This window comes from Nocardia sp. NPDC051990 (assembly GCF_040680755.1).
GTDB lineage: Bacteria > Actinomycetota > Actinomycetes > Mycobacteriales > Mycobacteriaceae > Nocardia.
Genome location: NZ_JBFAXH010000026.1, coordinates 58,782 through 76,186, shown reverse-complemented (window position 1 = coordinate 76,186; position 17,405 = coordinate 58,782). Strand labels below are relative to the sequence as shown.

20 protein-coding genes and 2 pseudogenes are annotated in these 17,405 nt (G+C 63.8%); 12 read left to right on the top strand and 10 right to left on the bottom strand.

Annotation, left to right across the window (positions count from 1 at the left end; genetic code table 11):
* Together AB0L63_RS30565 and AB0L63_RS30560 are read right to left on the bottom strand one after the other, a co-directional pair.
* Positions 1 to 409: serine hydrolase domain-containing protein (locus AB0L63_RS30565; protein ID WP_364507890.1), on the bottom strand; the 409-nt coding region annotated here is incomplete at its 3' end.
* 349 nt (positions 410 to 758) lie between these two features.
* Complete coding sequence (locus tag AB0L63_RS30560) at positions 759 to 1,379, bottom strand: hypothetical protein (RefSeq protein WP_364507887.1); 621 nt, start codon at positions 1,377 to 1,379, stop codon at positions 759 to 761.
* Between the two features lie 164 nt (positions 1,380 to 1,543).
* Here AB0L63_RS30560 and AB0L63_RS30555 point away from each other — a divergent pair, with 164 nt between their 5' ends.
* The 6 genes from AB0L63_RS30555 (at position 1,544) to AB0L63_RS30530 (ending at position 5,424) form a co-directional block, all read left to right on the top strand.
* A complete protein-coding gene (locus tag AB0L63_RS30555) occupies positions 1,544 to 2,089 on the top strand; it encodes a contact-dependent growth inhibition system immunity protein (RefSeq protein ID WP_364507884.1) in 546 nt (181 codons plus the stop codon).
* A gap of 209 nt (positions 2,090 to 2,298) precedes the next feature.
* The gene (locus AB0L63_RS30550; protein WP_364507924.1) at positions 2,299 to 2,502 is read left to right on the top strand and encodes a DUF397 domain-containing protein; all 204 of its coding nucleotides are present in this window, start codon (positions 2,299 to 2,301) and stop codon (positions 2,500 to 2,502) included.
* Positions 2,503 to 2,939: 437 nt separating this feature from the next.
* Positions 2,940 to 3,365 carry a YbaB/EbfC family nucleoid-associated protein gene (locus tag AB0L63_RS30545; protein WP_364507881.1) on the top strand — a complete coding sequence of 142 codons (426 nt, stop codon included), beginning with the start codon at positions 2,940 to 2,942 and terminating at the stop codon, positions 3,363 to 3,365.
* A 9-nt stretch (positions 3,366 to 3,374) separates the two neighbouring features.
* Positions 3,375 to 3,674 carry a hypothetical protein gene (locus AB0L63_RS30540; protein WP_364507878.1) on the top strand — a complete coding sequence of 100 codons (300 nt, stop codon included), beginning with the start codon at positions 3,375 to 3,377 and terminating at the stop codon, positions 3,672 to 3,674.
* On the top strand, positions 3,671 to 4,897 hold the full coding sequence (locus AB0L63_RS30535; RefSeq protein ID WP_364507875.1) for a hypothetical protein: 1,227 nt from the start codon (positions 3,671 to 3,673) through the stop codon (positions 4,895 to 4,897). Before AB0L63_RS30540 ends, AB0L63_RS30535 begins: the two co-directional genes overlap by 4 nt.
* Before the next feature lie 8 nt (positions 4,898 to 4,905).
* The gene (locus tag AB0L63_RS30530) at positions 4,906 to 5,424 is read left to right on the top strand and encodes a hypothetical protein (RefSeq protein WP_364507872.1); all 519 of its coding nucleotides are present in this window, start codon (positions 4,906 to 4,908) and stop codon (positions 5,422 to 5,424) included.
* Between the two features lie 373 nt (positions 5,425 to 5,797).
* Here AB0L63_RS30530 and yhjD read toward each other — a convergent pair whose 3' ends face one another.
* The 3 genes from yhjD to AB0L63_RS30515 form a co-directional block, all read right to left on the bottom strand.
* On the bottom strand, positions 5,798 to 6,817 hold the full coding sequence (gene yhjD, locus AB0L63_RS30525) for an inner membrane protein YhjD (protein WP_364507869.1): 1,020 nt from the start codon (positions 6,815 to 6,817) through the stop codon (positions 5,798 to 5,800).
* A 37-nt stretch (positions 6,818 to 6,854) separates the two neighbouring features.
* Positions 6,855 to 7,889, bottom strand: coding sequence for a tryptophan--tRNA ligase (gene trpS, locus AB0L63_RS30520; protein ID WP_364507866.1), 1,035 nt, complete (start codon positions 7,887 to 7,889; stop codon positions 6,855 to 6,857).
* A gap of 175 nt (positions 7,890 to 8,064) precedes the next feature.
* Complete coding sequence (locus tag AB0L63_RS30515; protein WP_364507863.1) at positions 8,065 to 8,997, bottom strand: oxygenase MpaB family protein; 933 nt, start codon at positions 8,995 to 8,997, stop codon at positions 8,065 to 8,067.
* Positions 8,998 to 9,257: 260 nt separating this feature from the next.
* Between AB0L63_RS30515 and AB0L63_RS30510 the strand changes: the two genes are divergently transcribed.
* Positions 9,258 to 9,959, top strand: a complete 702-nt coding sequence (locus AB0L63_RS30510) for a TetR/AcrR family transcriptional regulator (protein WP_364507860.1) — start codon at positions 9,258 to 9,260, stop codon at positions 9,957 to 9,959.
* A 5-nt stretch (positions 9,960 to 9,964) separates the two neighbouring features.
* Here AB0L63_RS30510 and AB0L63_RS30505 read toward each other — a convergent pair whose 3' ends face one another.
* Genes AB0L63_RS30505 through AB0L63_RS30495 form a run of 3 tightly spaced genes read right to left on the bottom strand, consistent with a single transcriptional unit; the run spans position 9,965 to position 11,781 of the window.
* Positions 9,965 to 10,444, bottom strand: coding sequence for a barstar family protein (locus tag AB0L63_RS30505; RefSeq protein WP_364507857.1), 480 nt, complete (start codon positions 10,442 to 10,444; stop codon positions 9,965 to 9,967).
* Positions 10,444 to 10,929: a ribonuclease domain-containing protein gene (locus AB0L63_RS30500; RefSeq protein ID WP_364507854.1), complete on the bottom strand. Its 486-nt coding sequence runs from the start codon at positions 10,927 to 10,929 to the stop codon at positions 10,444 to 10,446. The genes AB0L63_RS30505 and AB0L63_RS30500 overlap by 1 nt, the downstream gene beginning before the upstream one ends.
* Before the next feature lie 36 nt (positions 10,930 to 10,965).
* Positions 10,966 to 11,781, bottom strand: a complete 816-nt coding sequence (locus AB0L63_RS30495) for an exodeoxyribonuclease III (RefSeq protein WP_364507851.1) — start codon at positions 11,779 to 11,781, stop codon at positions 10,966 to 10,968.
* A gap of 62 nt (positions 11,782 to 11,843) precedes the next feature.
* On the opposite strand from AB0L63_RS30495, the gene AB0L63_RS30490 reads away from it, so the two are divergent.
* The gene (locus AB0L63_RS30490) at positions 11,844 to 12,704 is read left to right on the top strand and encodes an alpha/beta hydrolase (RefSeq protein ID WP_364507848.1); all 861 of its coding nucleotides are present in this window, start codon (positions 11,844 to 11,846) and stop codon (positions 12,702 to 12,704) included.
* 6 nt (positions 12,705 to 12,710) lie between these two features.
* Here the strand turns inward: AB0L63_RS30490 and AB0L63_RS30485 are convergent.
* Positions 12,711 to 12,910, bottom strand: a pseudogene (locus AB0L63_RS30485) (acyl-CoA dehydrogenase family protein); the annotation flags it as partial.
* A 162-nt stretch (positions 12,911 to 13,072) separates the two neighbouring features.
* On the opposite strand from AB0L63_RS30485, the gene AB0L63_RS30480 reads away from it, so the two are divergent.
* From AB0L63_RS30480 to AB0L63_RS30465, 4 genes are all read left to right on the top strand, one after another.
* Positions 13,073 to 13,921, top strand: coding sequence for a glycosyltransferase family 2 protein (locus AB0L63_RS30480; protein WP_364507845.1), 849 nt, complete (start codon positions 13,073 to 13,075; stop codon positions 13,919 to 13,921).
* Positions 13,922 to 13,988: 67 nt separating this feature from the next.
* On the top strand, positions 13,989 to 14,885 hold the full coding sequence (locus AB0L63_RS30475; RefSeq protein WP_364507842.1) for a LysR family transcriptional regulator: 897 nt from the start codon (positions 13,989 to 13,991) through the stop codon (positions 14,883 to 14,885).
* 324 nt (positions 14,886 to 15,209) lie between these two features.
* Positions 15,210 to 16,361: an epoxide hydrolase family protein gene (locus AB0L63_RS30470; protein WP_364507839.1), complete on the top strand. Its 1,152-nt coding sequence runs from the start codon at positions 15,210 to 15,212 to the stop codon at positions 16,359 to 16,361.
* Positions 16,362 to 16,419: 58 nt separating this feature from the next.
* Entirely contained in the window at positions 16,420 to 16,848 is a 429-nt protein-coding gene (locus AB0L63_RS30465) for a nitroreductase family deazaflavin-dependent oxidoreductase (protein ID WP_364507836.1), read from the top strand.
* A 20-nt stretch (positions 16,849 to 16,868) separates the two neighbouring features.
* Here AB0L63_RS30465 and AB0L63_RS30460 read toward each other — a convergent pair.
* Positions 16,869 to 17,338 (bottom strand): annotated as a pseudogene (locus AB0L63_RS30460) (MFS transporter); the annotation flags it as partial.
* Between the last annotated feature and the right edge of the window lie 67 nt (positions 17,339 to 17,405).

Below are 17,405 nucleotides of genomic sequence, written 5' to 3'. Positions count from 1 at the left end.
TGATCCGGTTGCCGTCATTGCCGTTGCCCTGCACCACACCCGGCAGGTACCGCTCGATCGGAGCGTCGAGATCGACGGTGCCCTCCGCGACGAGTTGCAGGACGACCGTGGCGACGAAGGTCTTGGTGATGCTGCCGATTCGAATATGGGCGCGCTCGGCGTAGGGCGCCGCGGTGGTGAGGTCGCCGGCACCCGCGGTGACGGTGTGCTCTCCGTCCGGTCCGCTGATGACGGCCTGCGCGCCGGGCAGACCGGAGCGGACCAGGTCGGTCAGTGCATCGGAGACCTGCGCGGGCAACGGTGCGGCCGTACTCGGTTTCACCGTGCTATCGCCACAGCCCGCGACGGCCAGCAGTGCGGCGGCGATGATGGCGTACCGGCCGCGCCGCCGAAATATGCTCGTACCCACGCTGCTACCTCTCTCCACCACACAACCAAGGTCATTTCGACATGTTGGTTACGACGGTAGAGAAGAGGTACACCCATGCCTATCCGGTAACCCCCGGAATTCGCCCTACCCCCACAGTCGTACCGCCACGGTTTCGTAATACCCAGCAGGTAGCAGCGACGGCCGCGGCCCGGCTGACCTGTAGCTGGCGATTCCACGAGCGGACCCGGGCACCGGCTCTTTTACAGTGGCGTCGACACGGTCGAGGGCCAATCCACATGGCTGCCGAGCAACCGCCATAGCCGACAACCGTGTGGACGTTCGAGGCAGAGCGCCGTTAGTTGACCACTCGGAGCGGTAAACGGCTGCCTCACCACTTGGGCTTATGGTCGGGATCCTCGTTGGTGTCGATTGCCTGGGCGGTGCTGTGAAGCCAAGCGGAGATCATGCCAGTGACCCGGTCTGGTGCCGGGTCGGCCTTGATCATCGAGCTGAAACGCTGCGCTTGCGCGGTGGTCGGTAGGAATCCGACCAGCAGGGCAGGCAAGAGCAGGCGCCGGGCCAATAGCTCCCGGGCAGACGTCATCTGCGGTCGGCGCACGACCGAGACGTTGACGCGGACGGCGTGCTCGTTTCCCGGTGGGACTCCGGGGCGATCAGTCTCAACTGCGGCGTAACGAAACCCGTGAGCGAGATTGCAGGGCGAGCAGGTCATCGGGCCACGACTCAGTTGTTCACCACAGTCGATACAGGTGATCCTGTCGAGAGCGGCGTCGACCACACGCCAGTCATGCCTGTCGGGTTCGGTCACGACGAGACGGGCGATTTCGTGTTCGGATTCGCCCTGCCAGTCGCCGAGGAAGCGCCGCCACTCGTCGTTGATGATGTCGTCGACGCGAGTGCAGCAGCGGTGGCAGTCGGGCGCTCCGCCGTACTCGTAGCCGCCACACTCCTCACACCGAACCACATCGGCACCCACAGCCGGTCTCATACTCCTCATCGTCGCTTCCCATTACCACCGACGCCAGTGAATTGATCTCTATCCGGTACCACCGGGCGACCAAGCTGACGAGCCAAACATCCCAGTGACGCGAGACCCGCTGTCCAACCATCGTTGCGAGCCAGTACTCACCGGCGTATTAGCCACTGAAGACGGTGCCCGCATTGCGCCGGAAACCGATCGGCTTCTTCACTGCCGAAGATCTTCGCATCATGCTGGGGCAGCATGAAAGAACGTCCGCTCTCCTGCCGCGAGCACTCGATGTGCTGGAGCGGAACCCGTTGGCTGAAGGTGATTACTATCCCGGCGACCTCTTGGTGACAGCGTTGAAGATCCCCCCAAGGCGATTGGACCGCGAATCCGAGCGCGGTGATTCACCTCCGTGCAGTGATCGATCGGCTGATGCAGCGGGACGATCTGGATGTCTACTTTCCGCCGGACGACGAAATATGGCCTCAGATAGCGTAATTGAGGACCTCCGGCACATTGTGAGGAATCATGCTCCCGCGCACGTTTTCTCACGCCGCGAAAGCGGTTGCCATCAGTCGTCTTCTGCGGATTGCGGGTGTTCGACATGGCCGGGCTGTTGTTGCACGCCCAGCACAACGGAAAGGTGCTGGAGCAGAGACATCCCTGAACCCGAGCTAGAGCAGGGTCAGCAGCATACTCAGGACGACAAAACATATCCGTACGTTGCTTGACGGGGCATCGGCGCACTTTACCGAATGGACACGAAAACCACTGGTCGGGAACGCAATTCGACTGACGAGCGGGGTAGGTTGATACCGTGACAGAGAACGGGTCCGCCTTGTGGGCGGTCGAGCCCGGCCTGAGGTTCCCCCCGAATGGTCTGCCTTACCGCCGCGACAACTTGCGGAGAGTTCGACAGCTGATCTCAAAGAGGTACCTGATGGCAAATCTCTCGGACGCGAAGTGGTTCAAGAACAGCCACAGCGGCGGTAGCTCAGACTGCATAGAAGTCCCCCTCCTCCCGAACTCCATTGTCGGCGTTCGTGATTCAAAGACCTTATCCGGCCCCACACTCGTATTCCCCCCGGCTGAGTGGTCGACCGACCTTACCTCCGCAACGACTCGCGGAGAGTTCGACCGCTGACGGTCGCGGACTGACTCGGCAGCGACGTAATCCCCGAAAGCAACAGCGCCGCAAGCACACCCGGCGGCGTCGCCTTCCACCAAGCCGCTACGGCACCCCCGAAAAGAGTTGCGGGCAGGCCACAGGACTGCCTGGTCGAACTTCGCACCCCACCACGCCTCGGTTGACAAGTCGGCGGGCCGGAAAGGGTCGGAACGGGCCACCGCAGCTCAGAAGCGATACGGTCTGAGCTTAAATTCGTTGGGTGCCAACCTGATTGCTTATTGAATGCTCAGATGTATGTGGCTCGCCCCGATACGGTGAACTGGGACATGATCGCCGATCAGACAGGTTGTCCCGCCGTTTTCCGGCACGATCCCGGTCGCCGACAACCTGATACGTTTATCGCAACCTGCGGCGTCGGCGCAGGCACGAGATGATCGGGTGGTTGGGGCGGAATGGCTGAGGACACCGAAGAGTTGGCCGCGCGGATCAAACGGATCAACGAGGCGACCGAGCGGGTACGGGGGCGTGCCCAGTCCGCGGACGGCACCGTGTACATCGAAACCGATGCCCGCGGGGCGATTACGGATCTGCGGCTCGCGCCCCATGCTGTAGAGCATGGAATGAGCCGACTGGCCATGCTCATCGTCGATCGGCATCGCGCGGCGTATACGAATGCCGAAGCCGAGGCTCAGCAGGTGTTCATGGAGGTGTCGCGGGAGTACCCGCGCGTGGATAGCGGATCCGGCGACACTCGGGACGAACAACTTCCAGGCCGGAACTCGGAGCTGGCCGCGCCGCCGACGTATGTCCCAACACATCTCCGCGGCGACAACGGCACTGGACGCGGTTCGTATGGCGACCACGACTACGTCGTCTGAGGTCATAGGATGTTCGAGATCGATCCGGTGCGAGTTCGTGAACTCGCCAACAGTGTGCGCGGGCGCTCGACCACTATTGCAGGCAAGGCACCGGTGGCCGTCCCTGCTCGCGATGAGGCCCGTGCTGGGGCGGCGGAATCGCTGGCACTAACTCGGGCCGAGGAGACGCTGAAGGCCCTCGATGAAGTGCTGAAGTTCCATGCTGGACGATTCAGCGGAATCGGGGATCTCGCGGAGAAAGCGGCGAACGAGTTCGAGGAATTGGACCGGCAGCGCGCCGTAAAACTCGATCAGGCCGGGCCGCGATGAGTGAAGCGGAACCGCTGACGATCTCGCAGGTGTTGGCATGGAATCTCAACCCAGCCGACGACCTGGCCGTCGCCCTTGGTCGGGCGGCCGAGGAAATCGAAGCCGAAGTCGACGCCGCCGCCAGCGCGCTCGCCAGCTCGTATGAGTACTTCAACAGCGAGTCCGGCGAATCCGCTCGCCAGCGTGCCCAGGACGATCGCAAAGACGCGCTCACCACCGTCGATATCTACCAGGAACTTGCAGGGGTCATCGCTTCCACGACAGCGGTGTTCGAGGGCATGATCCTCCTGATTCGCGCGGCGATCAAGGAGGTCGAGGACTCTGAATGGGACCTTTTCTACACCGATGACGGCACGGTGCGATCGAGGAAGTCCAATTGGGAGTGGATGAAGAAGTACTGGTGGTCGCCGGGGACTGCTATCGCGCACAAGGAGCTCGAGGAGGCCAGGCTCGCCGGAGGGCTCCGCGTCGCCTTGAACCGAATTCAGGAAGCGGATCTAATGGCAGAGGGGACGATTCAAGGTGCGCTCGAGAAGGTCCCGATTTCGGCGCGACAGGCCCTCATCGCCGTGCCCACCGATACCGAGCTGGCGAAGGTCCTCACTGACTATCAAACGGACGCCACCAAGGAAACCGTGGTGTGGCCGAGCGGCTGGCTCCTCGATATCGTCCGTGGCTGGGACCCGACCTTCAAAGCTGGGGCGATGCCGCGTGAGGAAGCCACCGCACTGGAAAACCTGGTCGGCAAGCACGGGCTCCTCGGTCTCAAGGAGTTCTATGACATCAAGACGGAGGCGGAGCAGGCCGCCAAGGACCAATACTCTGCATTCGATCCGAAGATGCAAGAACGAGTCCTCGCTGATGGTCATGGTGATGCGTTCCGGCACGCGTATTGGAACGCGCGGATGACCCAAGAATTCGGTGCGGAATGGACTCAAACCTATACGACAGCGCACGAAAAGACAGGCGGAAATCCTCCAGCTCGCGAAGCGATGGATCTGTACAACAACGAGCTCGGACGCAAGATAGCTTCGGATAACCCCGGTGCCAGCACTGAACAGTTGCAGGCCAAGATCTCGGAAGCCATTCAGAACGGGCAAGCGGTCGTGCTCAAAACACCGGACGGGCAATCTCAACCGCAGATAACCTGGAGCAATCAGGTTGCGGTAGCTGACACCGATGTCCAATCCGGAGTGGGGCTTCCGCTACCCGGGAAACGATGAGGACTGGAATGAAGATCCAATATTTTGCCCTCGTCGCGGTGGCGATGGCCATGATGAGCGCGTGCGGATACCCGCCATCCGCAGAGGAAGTATGTGGCTCGAACAACCTTTTCAGCTTCGATAGCCGGAATGAGCCATTGGGATCTGGTTCACGCCTCAAGGCGGAGATCGGCAAGGCAGCCGCCGCTAAAGCTCCGACCACCCTCGGCGATATCGCTCGCGATGCCGGATGGTCTGACAACTGGGATCGGATGATCACTGTCTACTCGGATCCGGATATCGACAAACTGAACAAGGCAGCACAGATCGACCTGCCCGCAATCTGTTGGAAGGGAGTCCCGCACCGGACGAATTCCGATGGCCCGTCGCCGGGCTACTATCTCTTCCTCTCGAACGGAAGGCGCGTTCAGGTCGTGGACTGGGATACCCTTACCCAGCCTCCGCTGAATCCGCACTATCTACCATCACTCACGCCACTATCCGCGTTAGTTGTGGACGAACGCGGCGATCTCGTACCCGCCGGTTGACATCGGCAATTCGCGATAAGCACCCACCTCACCGCAGATAACTTGGAGCAACCAGGTAGAGATCGCTCGGCCCGATATTCAATCCAGAACAGGACTTCCGTTGCCCGGGAAGCGACGGTGGTCGACATGAAGTTCGGATATTTTGCCCTCGTTGCGATAACGATGCCCATCACAAGCGCGTGCTGCGGTATGCCGCCATCCGTTGAGGAAGTATGCGGTTCGGATATTTTCTGGAAATATCGACACTGTGATGACAGTGCTGTAAAGCTTTTATTTGAACCGCATTTGGCGCCAATGCCGTACCAGCAACTTTCACCGGGACCGACACGCGCTTCGTGGGCACCGGGGTGACTTGCAGCCGAGCTTGGGACACTCAGCGGCGGCGCAGGCCCGAAAGCACCAGTGCCGCAAGCGCTCCCGCGCCGAAGTAGGCCGCGCCGGTGCCTATCGAGAGGCCGGGGGCACTCATGCGGGGCTTGATCACTGCGGCACCGGGTGGGGAAATTTCGGCTTCGGGCTCGTTCTCGGCTGCGGTCGCGGCCCAGGCGGTCGCGAACAAAAGGATTCGATAGGTGATGTAGCTGAACACCATCAGGCCGATGACGGAGCCGAAGGTCGCGCCGGCGGGGCTGGTCAGCACCTTTTGCAGGTAGAACGATGCGACATATTTGAAGATCTCGAAGACCAGCGCGGCCAGCGCCGCTGCCCGCGCGGCACTGCGCAGAGTTACCGGCTCGCGGGGCAGGCGCGCGATCATCCAGGCGAACACGGCCCAGGAGGCGAGGAAGCCGAGCAGTATCGAAACGAGCACCAGCAACAGCCGCGCGCCGGGCAACTCCGACAGGTGCAGTTTGATCAGCAGCCGCGCACCGAGCGTGCTCGACGCCAGCGCAGACAGGCCGATCGAGACCACGAAGGCCAAGCCGAGTCCGAACAGCGCGCCGAGGTCGGAGAGCTTGGTGAACAACCAATTGCGTTTCGGACTCTGCTGTTCCCACTGTTCGGTCAATGCCGCCCGCAGGTTCGCCATCCAGCCGAGTCCGGTGTAGGCACCGACGAGCAGACCCAGCGTGCCGACCGTGCCGCGCGATCGAATCGCCTTGACGATCAAGTCATTGAGCTGGTTGCCGAGCGATCCAGGAAGGTTCTCGATGATCTTGTGTTGCAGATCATTGAGCAGATCCGGATGACCCGACAGCACGAATCCCGCGACCGCGAAGGCGACCATCAACAGCGGAAACAGCGACAGCACCGTGAAATACGTGATCCCGGCGGCGTAGTAATCACCGCGTTGCCGCTCATATCTTCCGCCCGCGCGGATCAGGTGATCCAGCCATGGCCGCGACTGGATCCGACGTTCGAGCCCGGCTTTGATGTTGTCGATCACCTGCACCTTCCAGCCCCTTCACGAGACCTCGCAGGCACGACACCTAGTGAGCCAGGAAGCCCACCCGGTCGTATACCTGTGCGAGGGTGTTGCCGGCAATCTCGCGCGCCCGCTCGGCACCTGCGTCGAGGATGCGGTCGAGCTCGCCCTGATCTGCCAAATAATCTTGCACCTTCGCCCGCAGCGGGGTGACAAATTCGGTCAGCGCGTCGGCGACGTCGGACTTCAGATCGCCGTAACCCTTACCGGCATAGTCGCGTTCCAACGTCACGATCGGGGTGCCGCTCAGTGAACTCAGGATCACCAGCAGATTGCTGACGCCCGGCTTGGCTTCCGGGTCGTAGCGGATTTCTCGCTCGGTATCGGTGACCGCGGAGCGAATCTTCTTGGCCGAGATCTTCGGATCGTCGAGCAGGTTGATCAGACCGGCGTCGCTGGAGGCCGACTTGCTCATCTTCGACGTCGGATCCTGCAGGTCGTAGATCTTCGCGGTGCCCTTGACGATATGCGCCTCCGGCACCACGAATGTCTTCTTGAACCGAGTGTTGAAGCGCTGGGCCAGATTTCGGGTCAGCTCCAGATGCTGGCGCTGATCCTCGCCGACCGGCACCTGATGCGCACGGTAGAGCAGAATGTCCGCGGCCATCAGCACCGGATAGGTGAACAGTCCGGCGCTGGCATTCTCCGCGCCCTGTTTGACCGACTTGTCCTTGAACTGGGTCATCCGACTGGCCTCGCCGAATCCGGTGATGCAGCTGAGTACCCAGGTCAGCTCGGCATGCTCGGGCACCTGGCTCTGCACGAAGAGTGTGGAGCGCTTGGGGTCGATGCCGAGCGCGAGCAACTGCGCGGCGGCCGCCTTGGTGCGTGCGCGCAGTTCCTTCGGATCCTGCGGCACGGTGATCGCGTGCATATTCGGGATGAAGTAGAGCGCGTCGTAGTCGTCCTGCATGGTCACCCAGTACTGCAGCGCCCCAAGGTAGTTGCCGAGATGGAAGGACGCGCTGGTGGGCTGGATCCCGGACAGCACCCGCTGTTTGCGTTCGGCGGCCGGGTTCGCCTGAGCAGGACTGGACATATCCCGATCTTCGCATGCGGTACTCGATCGACGGCCATCGCGGGTCCCTCCGCAGTTACACCCTGCTACCGGTCCGGGCCCGTCGCGCACGCGGTATTCGATCGACGGCGTTCGCGGGTCCCTCCACGGTCACACTCCGCTATCGCTGCGGCCCGTCGCTCACGCCGAGGGCAGGTCACGCGGAATTTCGCGCCGCCCAGTTGTGTGGGTCGACACCAGGCATGCTCGGACGGCCGGTGCTGTGCAGTTCGCGTTCACGCTTGGACAACAACTTGTAGATCGGCGCGCTCCGCCCCGCCAGCGTCCCGCGCAGTACCGGTGGCAGCAGCGGCGGGGCGATATGCGCGGTGCGCACGCCCTGCGCGAGCGCTTGGAACGCGAGTTGCTCGGTCAGCCCCCAGCGCATCCCGTACATCTCGCGGATCCGGGTCGGCAGACTGCCCTGCACCAGCAGGTAGTACGCGTCGACGACCTGACGGATCGGCGTGCGCTGCGGATAGGGCACGCGCTGACCGGCCAGATACGAACCGACCAGCCGGGCCTCGTCGGTCAGGAACAGTTCGTCCGAGGCGAGGTAGTCGTCGAAGGATTTGCGGAACTGCGGATAGCTGCCGGGTGCGGCCGCACGTGGCATGCCGAACAGTTCGCCGAAGCGGACATGGTCCTGGTACAGGCCCTCGCGTTCGCCGTCGGTCAGTGGACGGACCAGCAGATCGTGCATTGCTTCGACCGAGTCGAAGGTGAAGGCCATGGTCATGTACATCAGATGTGGATCGAGGGCGGAATAGCCGGTGCCCGCCGGATGGTGCGAGCCCGCGTCCTCGGGCAGTTCGCCGACGACCTTCGCATGCTTCTTGGCGGTGAAGGCGAGCGCGCGATCCGCCTCGTCCTTACTGCCGAGGAAGACAGCCTCGAACAGCTTGCCGGTCAACGCGACCCGCGTGTACGGGGTCATCCGATGCTCGGTGTTCTCGGCGGTTCCGACGTAGAGCAGCGGATTGGCCGCGCCGATCACCAGAGCGCGCTGGCCGTAGGTCAGGCCCACCGCACGCTTGCTCATGACCCGTCTGGCCATCGAACTATCGGCGAAGTAGCCGGGTTCGGACATCGCTACCTCCTCGTTTGAGCGCGTGCCGTCGGGCATTGTGACCCGTCATCCCGAAGGCTGGGGTGCACAGCATCTGGCAATAGAATTCCCCAGATTTCACAATCTGGCAATAGTCTCTGCCAGATTTGCCATGCTCCCGACCACGATCCGGTCGACCGGAACCGCCGCCATGCCAGAATCGCCATATGACTGCATCGCGAAGCGATTCCGTGGGGGGCGGTGGTCGGGCGACGGGTGGGCCTGCATCGCGAAGCGATTCCGTGGGGGGCGGTGGTCGGGCGACGGGCGAATCCGCATCGCGACGCGAATCCGATCGGACGACGAGTGGGTCGGCGAAACGGACCTATGGCGGCGTCTCCGCGGACGAACGCCGCGCGCAGCGACGTGCCACACTGCTCGATGCCGCGCTGGAGATCATCGGCACTCAGGGCATCGCCAAGCTCACCGTCTCGGGGCTGTGCGCGCGGGCCGGACTCAACGAGCGCTACTACTACGAAAGCTTCGACAGCCGCGACGCGGTGCTCGCCGCGCTCATCGATCGGATCGCGGAGGAACTGGCCGGGGCGATCATCGGCGCGCTGCAGGCCGCACCCGCCGACACCCGGGCGAAGGCGCATGCCGCGATCTCGGCGGGCATTCATCTGCTCACCGACGATCCGCGCAAGGCGCACGTTGCACTGGTCGCCGGCATGGCGACGCCGGAACTACGCGCCCGCACTAACCAGACGGTGCGGGCCTTCGCCAGCCTGGTCGCCGCCGAGGGCATCGACTTCTACGGCATCACCGACCCGAAGCCCGATCCCGCCATCGACTTTCGCGCCACCTACCTGGTCGGCGGCTTGGTCCAAACCCTTACCGCCTGGTTACAGGACGACCTCACCCTCACCCGCGACGAACTGATCGACCACACCACCGACATTTTCGTACTGCTCGGCGAGGACCTCGCCGGCCGCCTCACCTGAGGGCACTAAGGGCTCAGGCGGACGATCTCCGGGTCGGAGGGTTCACCTTGCAGCACGACCCGGAAGGCCAGGCCCTTGTTGGACCAGTAGTCGGCGGCATCACGCATGGCTTCGGCGAACCACCCGCGTTCTTCCAGTTCGTCGATCAGCAGATCGGCCGAATCGCGGATCACGGCAACGTATCCGGCGGCGGGGCCGACGAAGTCATCGAGATCGCGCAGGCATTCGTCGAAGGCGTCCTTATTCGCGCCGAAGTAGTACGGGAATTGGAACGCGGCCGCGAATTCATCGAAAACGCGTGCGGTGGTCCGCATTTTGGGTCCGCGCAGTTCCCGCACCGCGTAGTCGACGGGTGCGTCGTAGCGGACGCCGCTGAGCGTCGGGGCGTCCACGGGGAGGGCGCCGAGTACCGGCGCCGAGGCCGCCGCATCGGTGGAGCGCCTGGCCTCGGGGCGGGCAAGGAACTGCGATAACGGAACTGTCATCAGCGCATCCTCGTGAAGGTTTCGTAGTGGTCACCGGTGTACCAAGCGGAACGATCGCTGCCGGTGACGATGCGTTCGGCATCGCGGGAACGGTTGGGCTGCTTCGGATTCACATCCCATTCCTGGTAGGTGATGGCTTTGCCCGCCGAATCCTTGGCAGGCAGAGTGCCCGCGCGGTTCATCCAGCGGTCACCGCCCTTGGTACCGGGCGCGTTCGCCGAATCCGGCCAGCGGCCCGCATCGATTTCGGCCAGGGTCGCGTAGGCGCGGTCCGGAACGCCGGGGGCGCGAACGGTGGATGTGGTCGGCACATCCGGGCCGCGCGCCGGAACCACCACGCTGGCGCTGTGCGAGGTGGTGGTGACCGAGGCCGCGGTCGGCTTGCTGTCCTCGCCGCCGCGCACGGCGAGCAGTGCGATCACCAATGCCAGCAGGGCCACACCGAGCGCGGCGAAGGCGCGAACCCGCTGCGAGGAAATATTCATGCGATACCGATCTCCAGCACTGCCATGTCGCGAACCTTATCGGTACTGCACCGTGACGGGCGCGTGGTCGGACCAACGCTCGGCGTAGGTGGCGGCGCGTTCGACCACGGCCTGCTTCGCCCTGGTCGCCACCTCACCGCGGGCCAGGTGGTAATCGATGCGCCAGCCCGCGTCGTTGTCGTAGGCGCGGCCCCGGTATGACCACCAGCTGTAGGGGCCCGCGACACCGGGATGCAGGCTGCGCACCACGTCCACGTATCCGGCGGCGAGCATGCCATCGATCCAAGCCCGCTCCGCTGGCAGGAAGCCGGAGTTCTTCAGGTTGCCCTTCCAGTTCTTGATATCGAGTTCGGTATGCGCGACATTCCAGTCGCCGCAGATCACGAAATCGCTGGTCTGGGCCCGCAGATGGGCGCCGATCTCGTCGAGGAACCGGTACTTCTCGTCCTGCATCAGCGTATCCGCCTCACCGGTGTGCACATACACGCTGGCCACGGTCAACTCATCGAATTCGGCCTCGACATAGCGCCCGGTAGCGGCGAATTCGGCGCTGGGCTGCCAGGTTCCGTCCTGCCAGCGGCCGAGTCCGATGCGCACGGCACGGGGTTCGCGCCGGGACAGGATGCCGACCCCCGCCCGCCCCTTTGCTCCAGGCTCCGCGTGTGTCAGGTACCAGCCCGCGTCCAGTGCGGGCGCGAGCGCGGCGCGGGTCTGCGCATCGGTTGCCCGAGTCTCCTGGAGACAGATGATGTCGGCCTCGGTGGACGCCAGCCACTCGAGCATCCCCTTGCCGGTCTTGCCCGTCGCCGCACGGACGCCGTTCACATTGATCGACGAGATGATATAAGCCACCTCTCGACCGTACAATGCTGGTCAGATGAATTGCCCCGGACATCGCCGTCCAGGAAGGGGTCATGACGATGAAGTCAGGCACCACCAACTCCACTACCCCGCTCGCGCCGATCAAGGCGCTGCATATCGGTTCCGGTGATCCGGTCCTGCTCCTGCACGGGTTCATGCTCTCGCCGCACTGCTGGGAGCAGGTTGCGCTGCGGCTTTCCGCGCATTGCGAGGTGTTCGCCCCGGCCTTTGCCGGGCACTGGGGTGGAGACCCGGTCGACGGCTGGTCCACCGATGTCCATGCCCTGACCGACCGGATCGAGGATCAACTCGATGAGCTCGGTTGGCGCACCTGCCATATCGCGGGCAATTCGCTCGGCGGCTGGGTCGGCTTCGAATTGGCCCGCCGCGGCCGGGCCCGCACCCTGACCGCGATCGCGCCGGCGGGCGGTTGGCAGTCGCCTTCGCTCACCCAGTTGCGCGTCGGCGCGAAATTCCTGTCGCTGGTGCCGATCGTCGAAATCGGTAAGCGGCTCGGCGGGTTCGCGATCAACAATCCGATCGCGCAACGCTTCGCGCTACTGCTGCTCAGCAAGAACGCCGCTGCCGTCTCGCACCGCGACATCACTGCCGTGCTCACCGCCGCACTGCACTGCGATGCCATGCTCCCGATGATCCTGGGCACCCTACGCGCCCCCGCTCTGCCGGACCTGTCGAACCTCCCGACCCCGGTGCGCCTGCTGATGGCCGAATACGATCGGATGCTCCCCAACCGCATATATGCCCGCCGCTTCCTGCAGGAATTGCCCGACTCCGCCGACCGCATCCTCGTCAACGGCGTCGGGCACGTCCCCATGCTCGAAGCCCCGGACCGCATCGCGACCCTGATCGCCGAGCACATCTACGCCAGCCGCACCCATTTGCGCGCGGTGTGACCCTCGCTATCGGGCGAGCAGGCCCTTGGCTACGTGGGTGACTTGGATTTCATTGCTGCCCGCGTAGATCTCGAGGGATTTGGGTCGCGGGCGAGCTGTTCCACTCGGTGTTGGACCGCCTCCGTGGCGGCCTCGGCGGCGTAGAGCTTCATGGCCGAGGCTTCGGCGAGGGTCGGCAGCTTGCCCGCCTTGCCGCACTCGATGGCATCGACCCAGACGCCGTAGCGCGCGAGTTCGTCGGCCGCGACGAGGGTCGGCGCGGCGACATATAAGCAAAAGTGATCAAGTGCAGTCGGATTCGGCGTTGTTCCCGGTAGCGACCTTGCAGAGGCTGAAGCAGCACATCGCAACACACCGAGGAGTCTGTAGTGTCCAGCCAGCAGCCAGCCGTACTATCGGTCGTCATTCCGGCGCTGAACGAAGCGACAACCATTGTTCGGACCCTGGATCGTCTGGTCACCCAGGACGCGATCGGCGAAGTCATCGTCGTCGATAACGGTAGCGAGGACGACACCCGCCGAATCGTGAGCGACTATGCGCTCGCCCACCCGAAGGTCGAAATCATCGATGAGCCGCAGCGCGGCGTGGCCGCCGCCCGCAACCTCGGATTCGACAAGGCGCGTGGCGATTTCATCGCCCGGACCGACGCCGATACGCTGGTCGATCCGGACTGGGGCGAGGTCATCAGGGGCCATTTCATCGCACACCCCGATACGGCCGCGCTCACCGGCATCACCACCTACCACGACTCACCGGTCGGCTTCCTCTTGAAATTCGGCATCTACCTACAGCAGCGGCGCGGCAAGTTCGGCGGTCGGGTCGGCAATCTGCAAGGTGCGAACATGGCCGTCCGGCGCACGGCCTGGCTGGCGGTACGAGAAGACACCGCGGTCCGCGTAGACGTGGTCGAAGATCTGGATCTGGCGCTGTGCCTGACCAAACGTGGTCTCCCGATCGATCAGCTGACGAATATGCGCACCCAAACCTCGGCGCGCCGCCGCCGAACCGGCCCCCGTCAGTGGTGGCACTTCCAAATGACCGGGCTGCGCACCATGACCGATCAAGGATTCCAACTGCGGGCCAACCATCGCGCCTTCATCATCGGGGCATGGCTCGCGCACACGGTGCAGTGGCCGATCTACCGCTACTGGGACTTCGAACGTCGACGCTTCACAACCCGTCCCCGTGCCGCCCGGATATCCGCCGTGGGCGACTGAGCAAGCTGAGCGTGTTCCGTCGAAAAATGATCTGATTGGGTGGCGTAACCCAATCAGGAGCACCACGATGGAACTGAGAGATATCGAAATCTTTCTGGCGCTGGCCGAGGAATTGCACTTCGGGCGGACCGCGGAACGGATGTATCTTTCGCAAGCCCGGATCAGCCAGTCGATCAAGAATCAGGAACGTCGCATCGGTGGACGTCTCATCGACCGCAGCAATCCACGCAATATCCAGCTCACCGCGCTGGGCGACCAGCTGCTCACCGAGCTGCGCCCGGCCTATCACGATCTGACCCAGGCGATCGAGAACGCTCGCGCTACCGCACAGGGGGCGGCCCGGATCCTTCGCATCGCGATGATCGGCTTCAATTCGTATGACTACCGGCCGTTTTGGGAGCTCTTCCGGACCCGGCACCCAGAGTGGGAACTACAGATTCGGAATATCGAGTTCATCGAACAGTTCGACCCGTTGCGACGCGGCGAGGCCGACATCGTCATCGCATGGTTACCGGTGGAGGAGCTCGATTTGACTGTCGGGCCGATCATCTCGACCGAACCGATGGTGGCCATTGTGGGCGACGACCACGAGCTCGCGGGCGAAAAGCAGTTATCCCTGGAGGTTTTCGGCGATCGCGGGGTGCTGGCACCGAGCAAACCGATGCCCGACTACTGGGAAGACGCCATCAGCCCCTTCTACACACCTCGTGGCCGCCCCATCGAACGCATTTCCACCGTCTCGACGGTGGAGGACATCCTTACGGTCGCCAGCACCCGCCGAGCCTTCACCATGGGTATGAGCCATGTCGCCCGCTACTACAACCGCCCCGGCATTCGCTACGTGCCGATCAGCGATTCGCACCTGGTCCGGTGGGCGCTTGTCTGGCGCAGCGGCGGCGAAACCCAGCAGATTCAGGCCTTGGCGAGCATTGTTCGTGAGTTGGGGCCGTTGGCGCAGAGCTGACCGTCGCGGCGGTCGGCGGCGTGGCCGAGGCGGTCGGGGACGCGATCGCTTCCTCGCCGAGCGGGTGCAGCAGATCCAGACCATACTGGATCGAGCCACCGCCCGCGGCGACACGGCACCCGAGGTACTGGAAGTGGTCGACATCATCCTGGCTCCGCTCTACACCCGCACTCGGGTTCGGCACCGGCCCGTTCACCGACGACTACGCCGATACGCTGGTCGACCGGCTATTGCGCACGGCAGCGGCGGCCGATAAGCGAAAGTGATCGAAAGACGGTCGGATTCGGCGTTGTTCCAGTCGCGCGGCTCTCGCAGGCTGAGGCGGTGTCCGAGATCAAACCCTTCCGAATCGCGATCCCGCAGACCGACTTGGACGACCTCGCATATCGCCTGACGCACACCCGGTACGTCGCGGAACTGCCCGCTCGCAAGGTCGCGGGCCGGGTATACCCAGGAGTGCCGGTTCGGCCCGGCTGGGAGTACGGCGTTCCGCTGTCGTACGTCCGGCGCCTGCACGAATACTGGCGCGACACATTCGACTGGCGCGCACAAGAGCGGCGGCTCAACGCATTTCCGCAATACACGACCGAGATCAACGGGCAAACCATCCATTTCGTGCATGTCACCTCTCCCGAACCCGACGCGATACCACTGCTGCTCGCACATGGCTGGCCGAGTTCGTTCACGGAATTCCTGGGCCTGGTAGATGAATTGACCGACCCGCGCGCACACGGCGGCGATCCGAGCGACGCCTTCCATGTGGTGATCCCGTCCTATCCCGGCTTCGCCTTCTCGGGACCGACGCACACCGCCGGATGGGGCCCGACGCGCATGGCAGCGGCATTCGACGAGCTGATGCAGCGCCTCGGCTACGACCGTTACGGTGTGCACGGCAACGACTGCGGCGCCATCGTCGCACCGGAGCTTGGCCGGCTCGCCCCGGACCGGGTCGTCGGCGTGCATGTCACCCAGATCTATTCCTTCCCGAGGCGTGAGCCGGGCGAGCTGGACGGGCTCAGCGAATACGAGCTGATTCTGGTGTACTTCGGGCAGAAGTTCCGCGCCCACGCCATTTACAACGCCGCCCAGCAAGCACAGCCGCAGACCCTTGGCCACGCACTGTCGGATTCCCCCGTCGGCCAGCTCGCCTGGAGCGGCCAAGCGCTGGTGAACGCGCTGAGCACCGATGAATTGCTCACCAATGTGGCGATCTACTGGTTCACCAACACCTCGGCGCCCGCGGCCCGGTTCTATTTCGAGCACCATCGCTCGCCGACGCCGACCGAGCCGACCACGGTGCCGATCGGATTGGCCTCGTTCGGATTCGACTTCAAACCGCCGCGCAAATTCGCCGAACGCGACCATCGCAACCTCGTGCAATGGCACGAATACGACAGCGGCGGGCATTGGCCCGCCCACGAAGCTCCCGACCTACTACTCGCCGACCTGCGCGGATTCTTCAGAAAGGTGATCTGATCGGACTGCCCATCGGCGACGATTACCTCGACCCGATCTCTCGATCCGAGGAGCGCAGATGGCAAACGATTGGAATCAGCAGATCATCGCGGAGTTCCGAGCGAATGCGGGCAAGGTCGGCGGCCCGTTCGAGGGCAAGGATCTCTTGCTGCTCACCACGACCGGCGCGAAAACCGGCCTACCGCGCACGAATCCGACGGCCTATATCCGCGACGGTAACCGGTTCGTGATCATCGCGTCCAAGGGCGGCGCACCCGAGAACCCGGACTGGTATCACAACCTGCTGGCCAATCCGAGGGTCACGCTGGAGATCGGCACGGAGACTATCGAGGCGACGGCCACCCCTCTCACCGGAGGTTCGGAACGCGACCGACTCTTTGCGGCGATGGTGGCGGCCATGCCGGGCTTCGCCGAGTACCAGACCAAGACGGATCGGCTGATTCCGGTCGTCGCGCTGACACCCAGCTCGGGAGAACCCGGCAGCTAAGCCCCTGAGCGACGACCCACGAAGGCATCGCGCCAGCCGAAATGCTGGCCCAGCCAGGTCGCACTGGGAACGCCGACAACATTGGCGGCGCTCAGTCCCAGCATAACCGCCGCAACCGCCTTGGCGGGCTGGCCTATGGGTGCCAATGTGGCGGCGGCCAGCGCGGCGACACCGAAGTACACGCCGTGCGGCAGTCCCGGACCGAACCGCGCTATGACCAACGTTTCGAACGTTGGCGCGATAACCGTCGCCGCGTTTCCGATGGTGAACGCCACCATCAGCGCGATGAGCAGACGTTTGCGCAGCACCCGCACGGCAAGTGCGGCGATCAGCGGTGCGCCGACGACGACGCCGAGCGCATATGCCGATACGGCATGACCTGCCGTCGGTTCGGATACGTGCATGGCGCTCGCGATATCGGGCAGCAAACCCATGGCGACGAATTCGGTTGTGCCGATTCCGAGAATCCACCGCACGCCAGCGCGAGCATCGCCGAATATTGCCAATCCGTCCGCTCGGCCTCGGTGGTCAGGTATTCAGGTAACCGCCGAGCAGCG

What these genes read in the sequence shown, in the direction of transcription:
- AB0L63_RS30500 (WP_364507854.1), bottom strand. Translation starts at nt 10,929, where the DNA reads ATGAATATTTCCTCGCAGCGGGTTCGCGCCTTCGCCGCGCTCGGTGTG.
- AB0L63_RS30545 (WP_364507881.1), top strand. Translation starts at nt 2,940, where the DNA reads ATGGCTGAGGACACCGAAGAGTTGGCCGCGCGGATCAAACGGATCAAC.
- AB0L63_RS30550 (WP_364507924.1), top strand. Translation starts at nt 2,299, where the DNA reads ATGGCAAATCTCTCGGACGCGAAGTGGTTCAAGAACAGCCACAGCGGC.
- AB0L63_RS30540 (WP_364507878.1), top strand. Translation starts at nt 3,375, where the DNA reads ATGTTCGAGATCGATCCGGTGCGAGTTCGTGAACTCGCCAACAGTGTG.
- AB0L63_RS30475 (WP_364507842.1), top strand. Translation starts at nt 13,989, where the DNA reads ATGGAACTGAGAGATATCGAAATCTTTCTGGCGCTGGCCGAGGAATTG.
- AB0L63_RS30465 (WP_364507836.1), top strand. Translation starts at nt 16,420, where the DNA reads ATGGCAAACGATTGGAATCAGCAGATCATCGCGGAGTTCCGAGCGAAT.
- AB0L63_RS30535 (WP_364507875.1), top strand. Translation starts at nt 3,671, where the DNA reads ATGAGTGAAGCGGAACCGCTGACGATCTCGCAGGTGTTGGCATGGAAT.
- AB0L63_RS30490 (WP_364507848.1), top strand. Translation starts at nt 11,844, where the DNA reads ATGACGATGAAGTCAGGCACCACCAACTCCACTACCCCGCTCGCGCCG.
- AB0L63_RS30505 (WP_364507857.1), bottom strand. Translation starts at nt 10,444, where the DNA reads ATGACAGTTCCGTTATCGCAGTTCCTTGCCCGCCCCGAGGCCAGGCGC.
- AB0L63_RS30560 (WP_364507887.1), bottom strand. Translation starts at nt 1,379, where the DNA reads ATGAGACCGGCTGTGGGTGCCGATGTGGTTCGGTGTGAGGAGTGTGGC.
- trpS (WP_364507866.1), bottom strand. Translation starts at nt 7,889, where the DNA reads ATGTCCAGTCCTGCTCAGGCGAACCCGGCCGCCGAACGCAAACAGCGG.
- AB0L63_RS30530 (WP_364507872.1), top strand. Translation starts at nt 4,906, where the DNA reads ATGAAGATCCAATATTTTGCCCTCGTCGCGGTGGCGATGGCCATGATG.
- AB0L63_RS30515 (WP_364507863.1), bottom strand. Translation starts at nt 8,997, where the DNA reads ATGTCCGAACCCGGCTACTTCGCCGATAGTTCGATGGCCAGACGGGTC.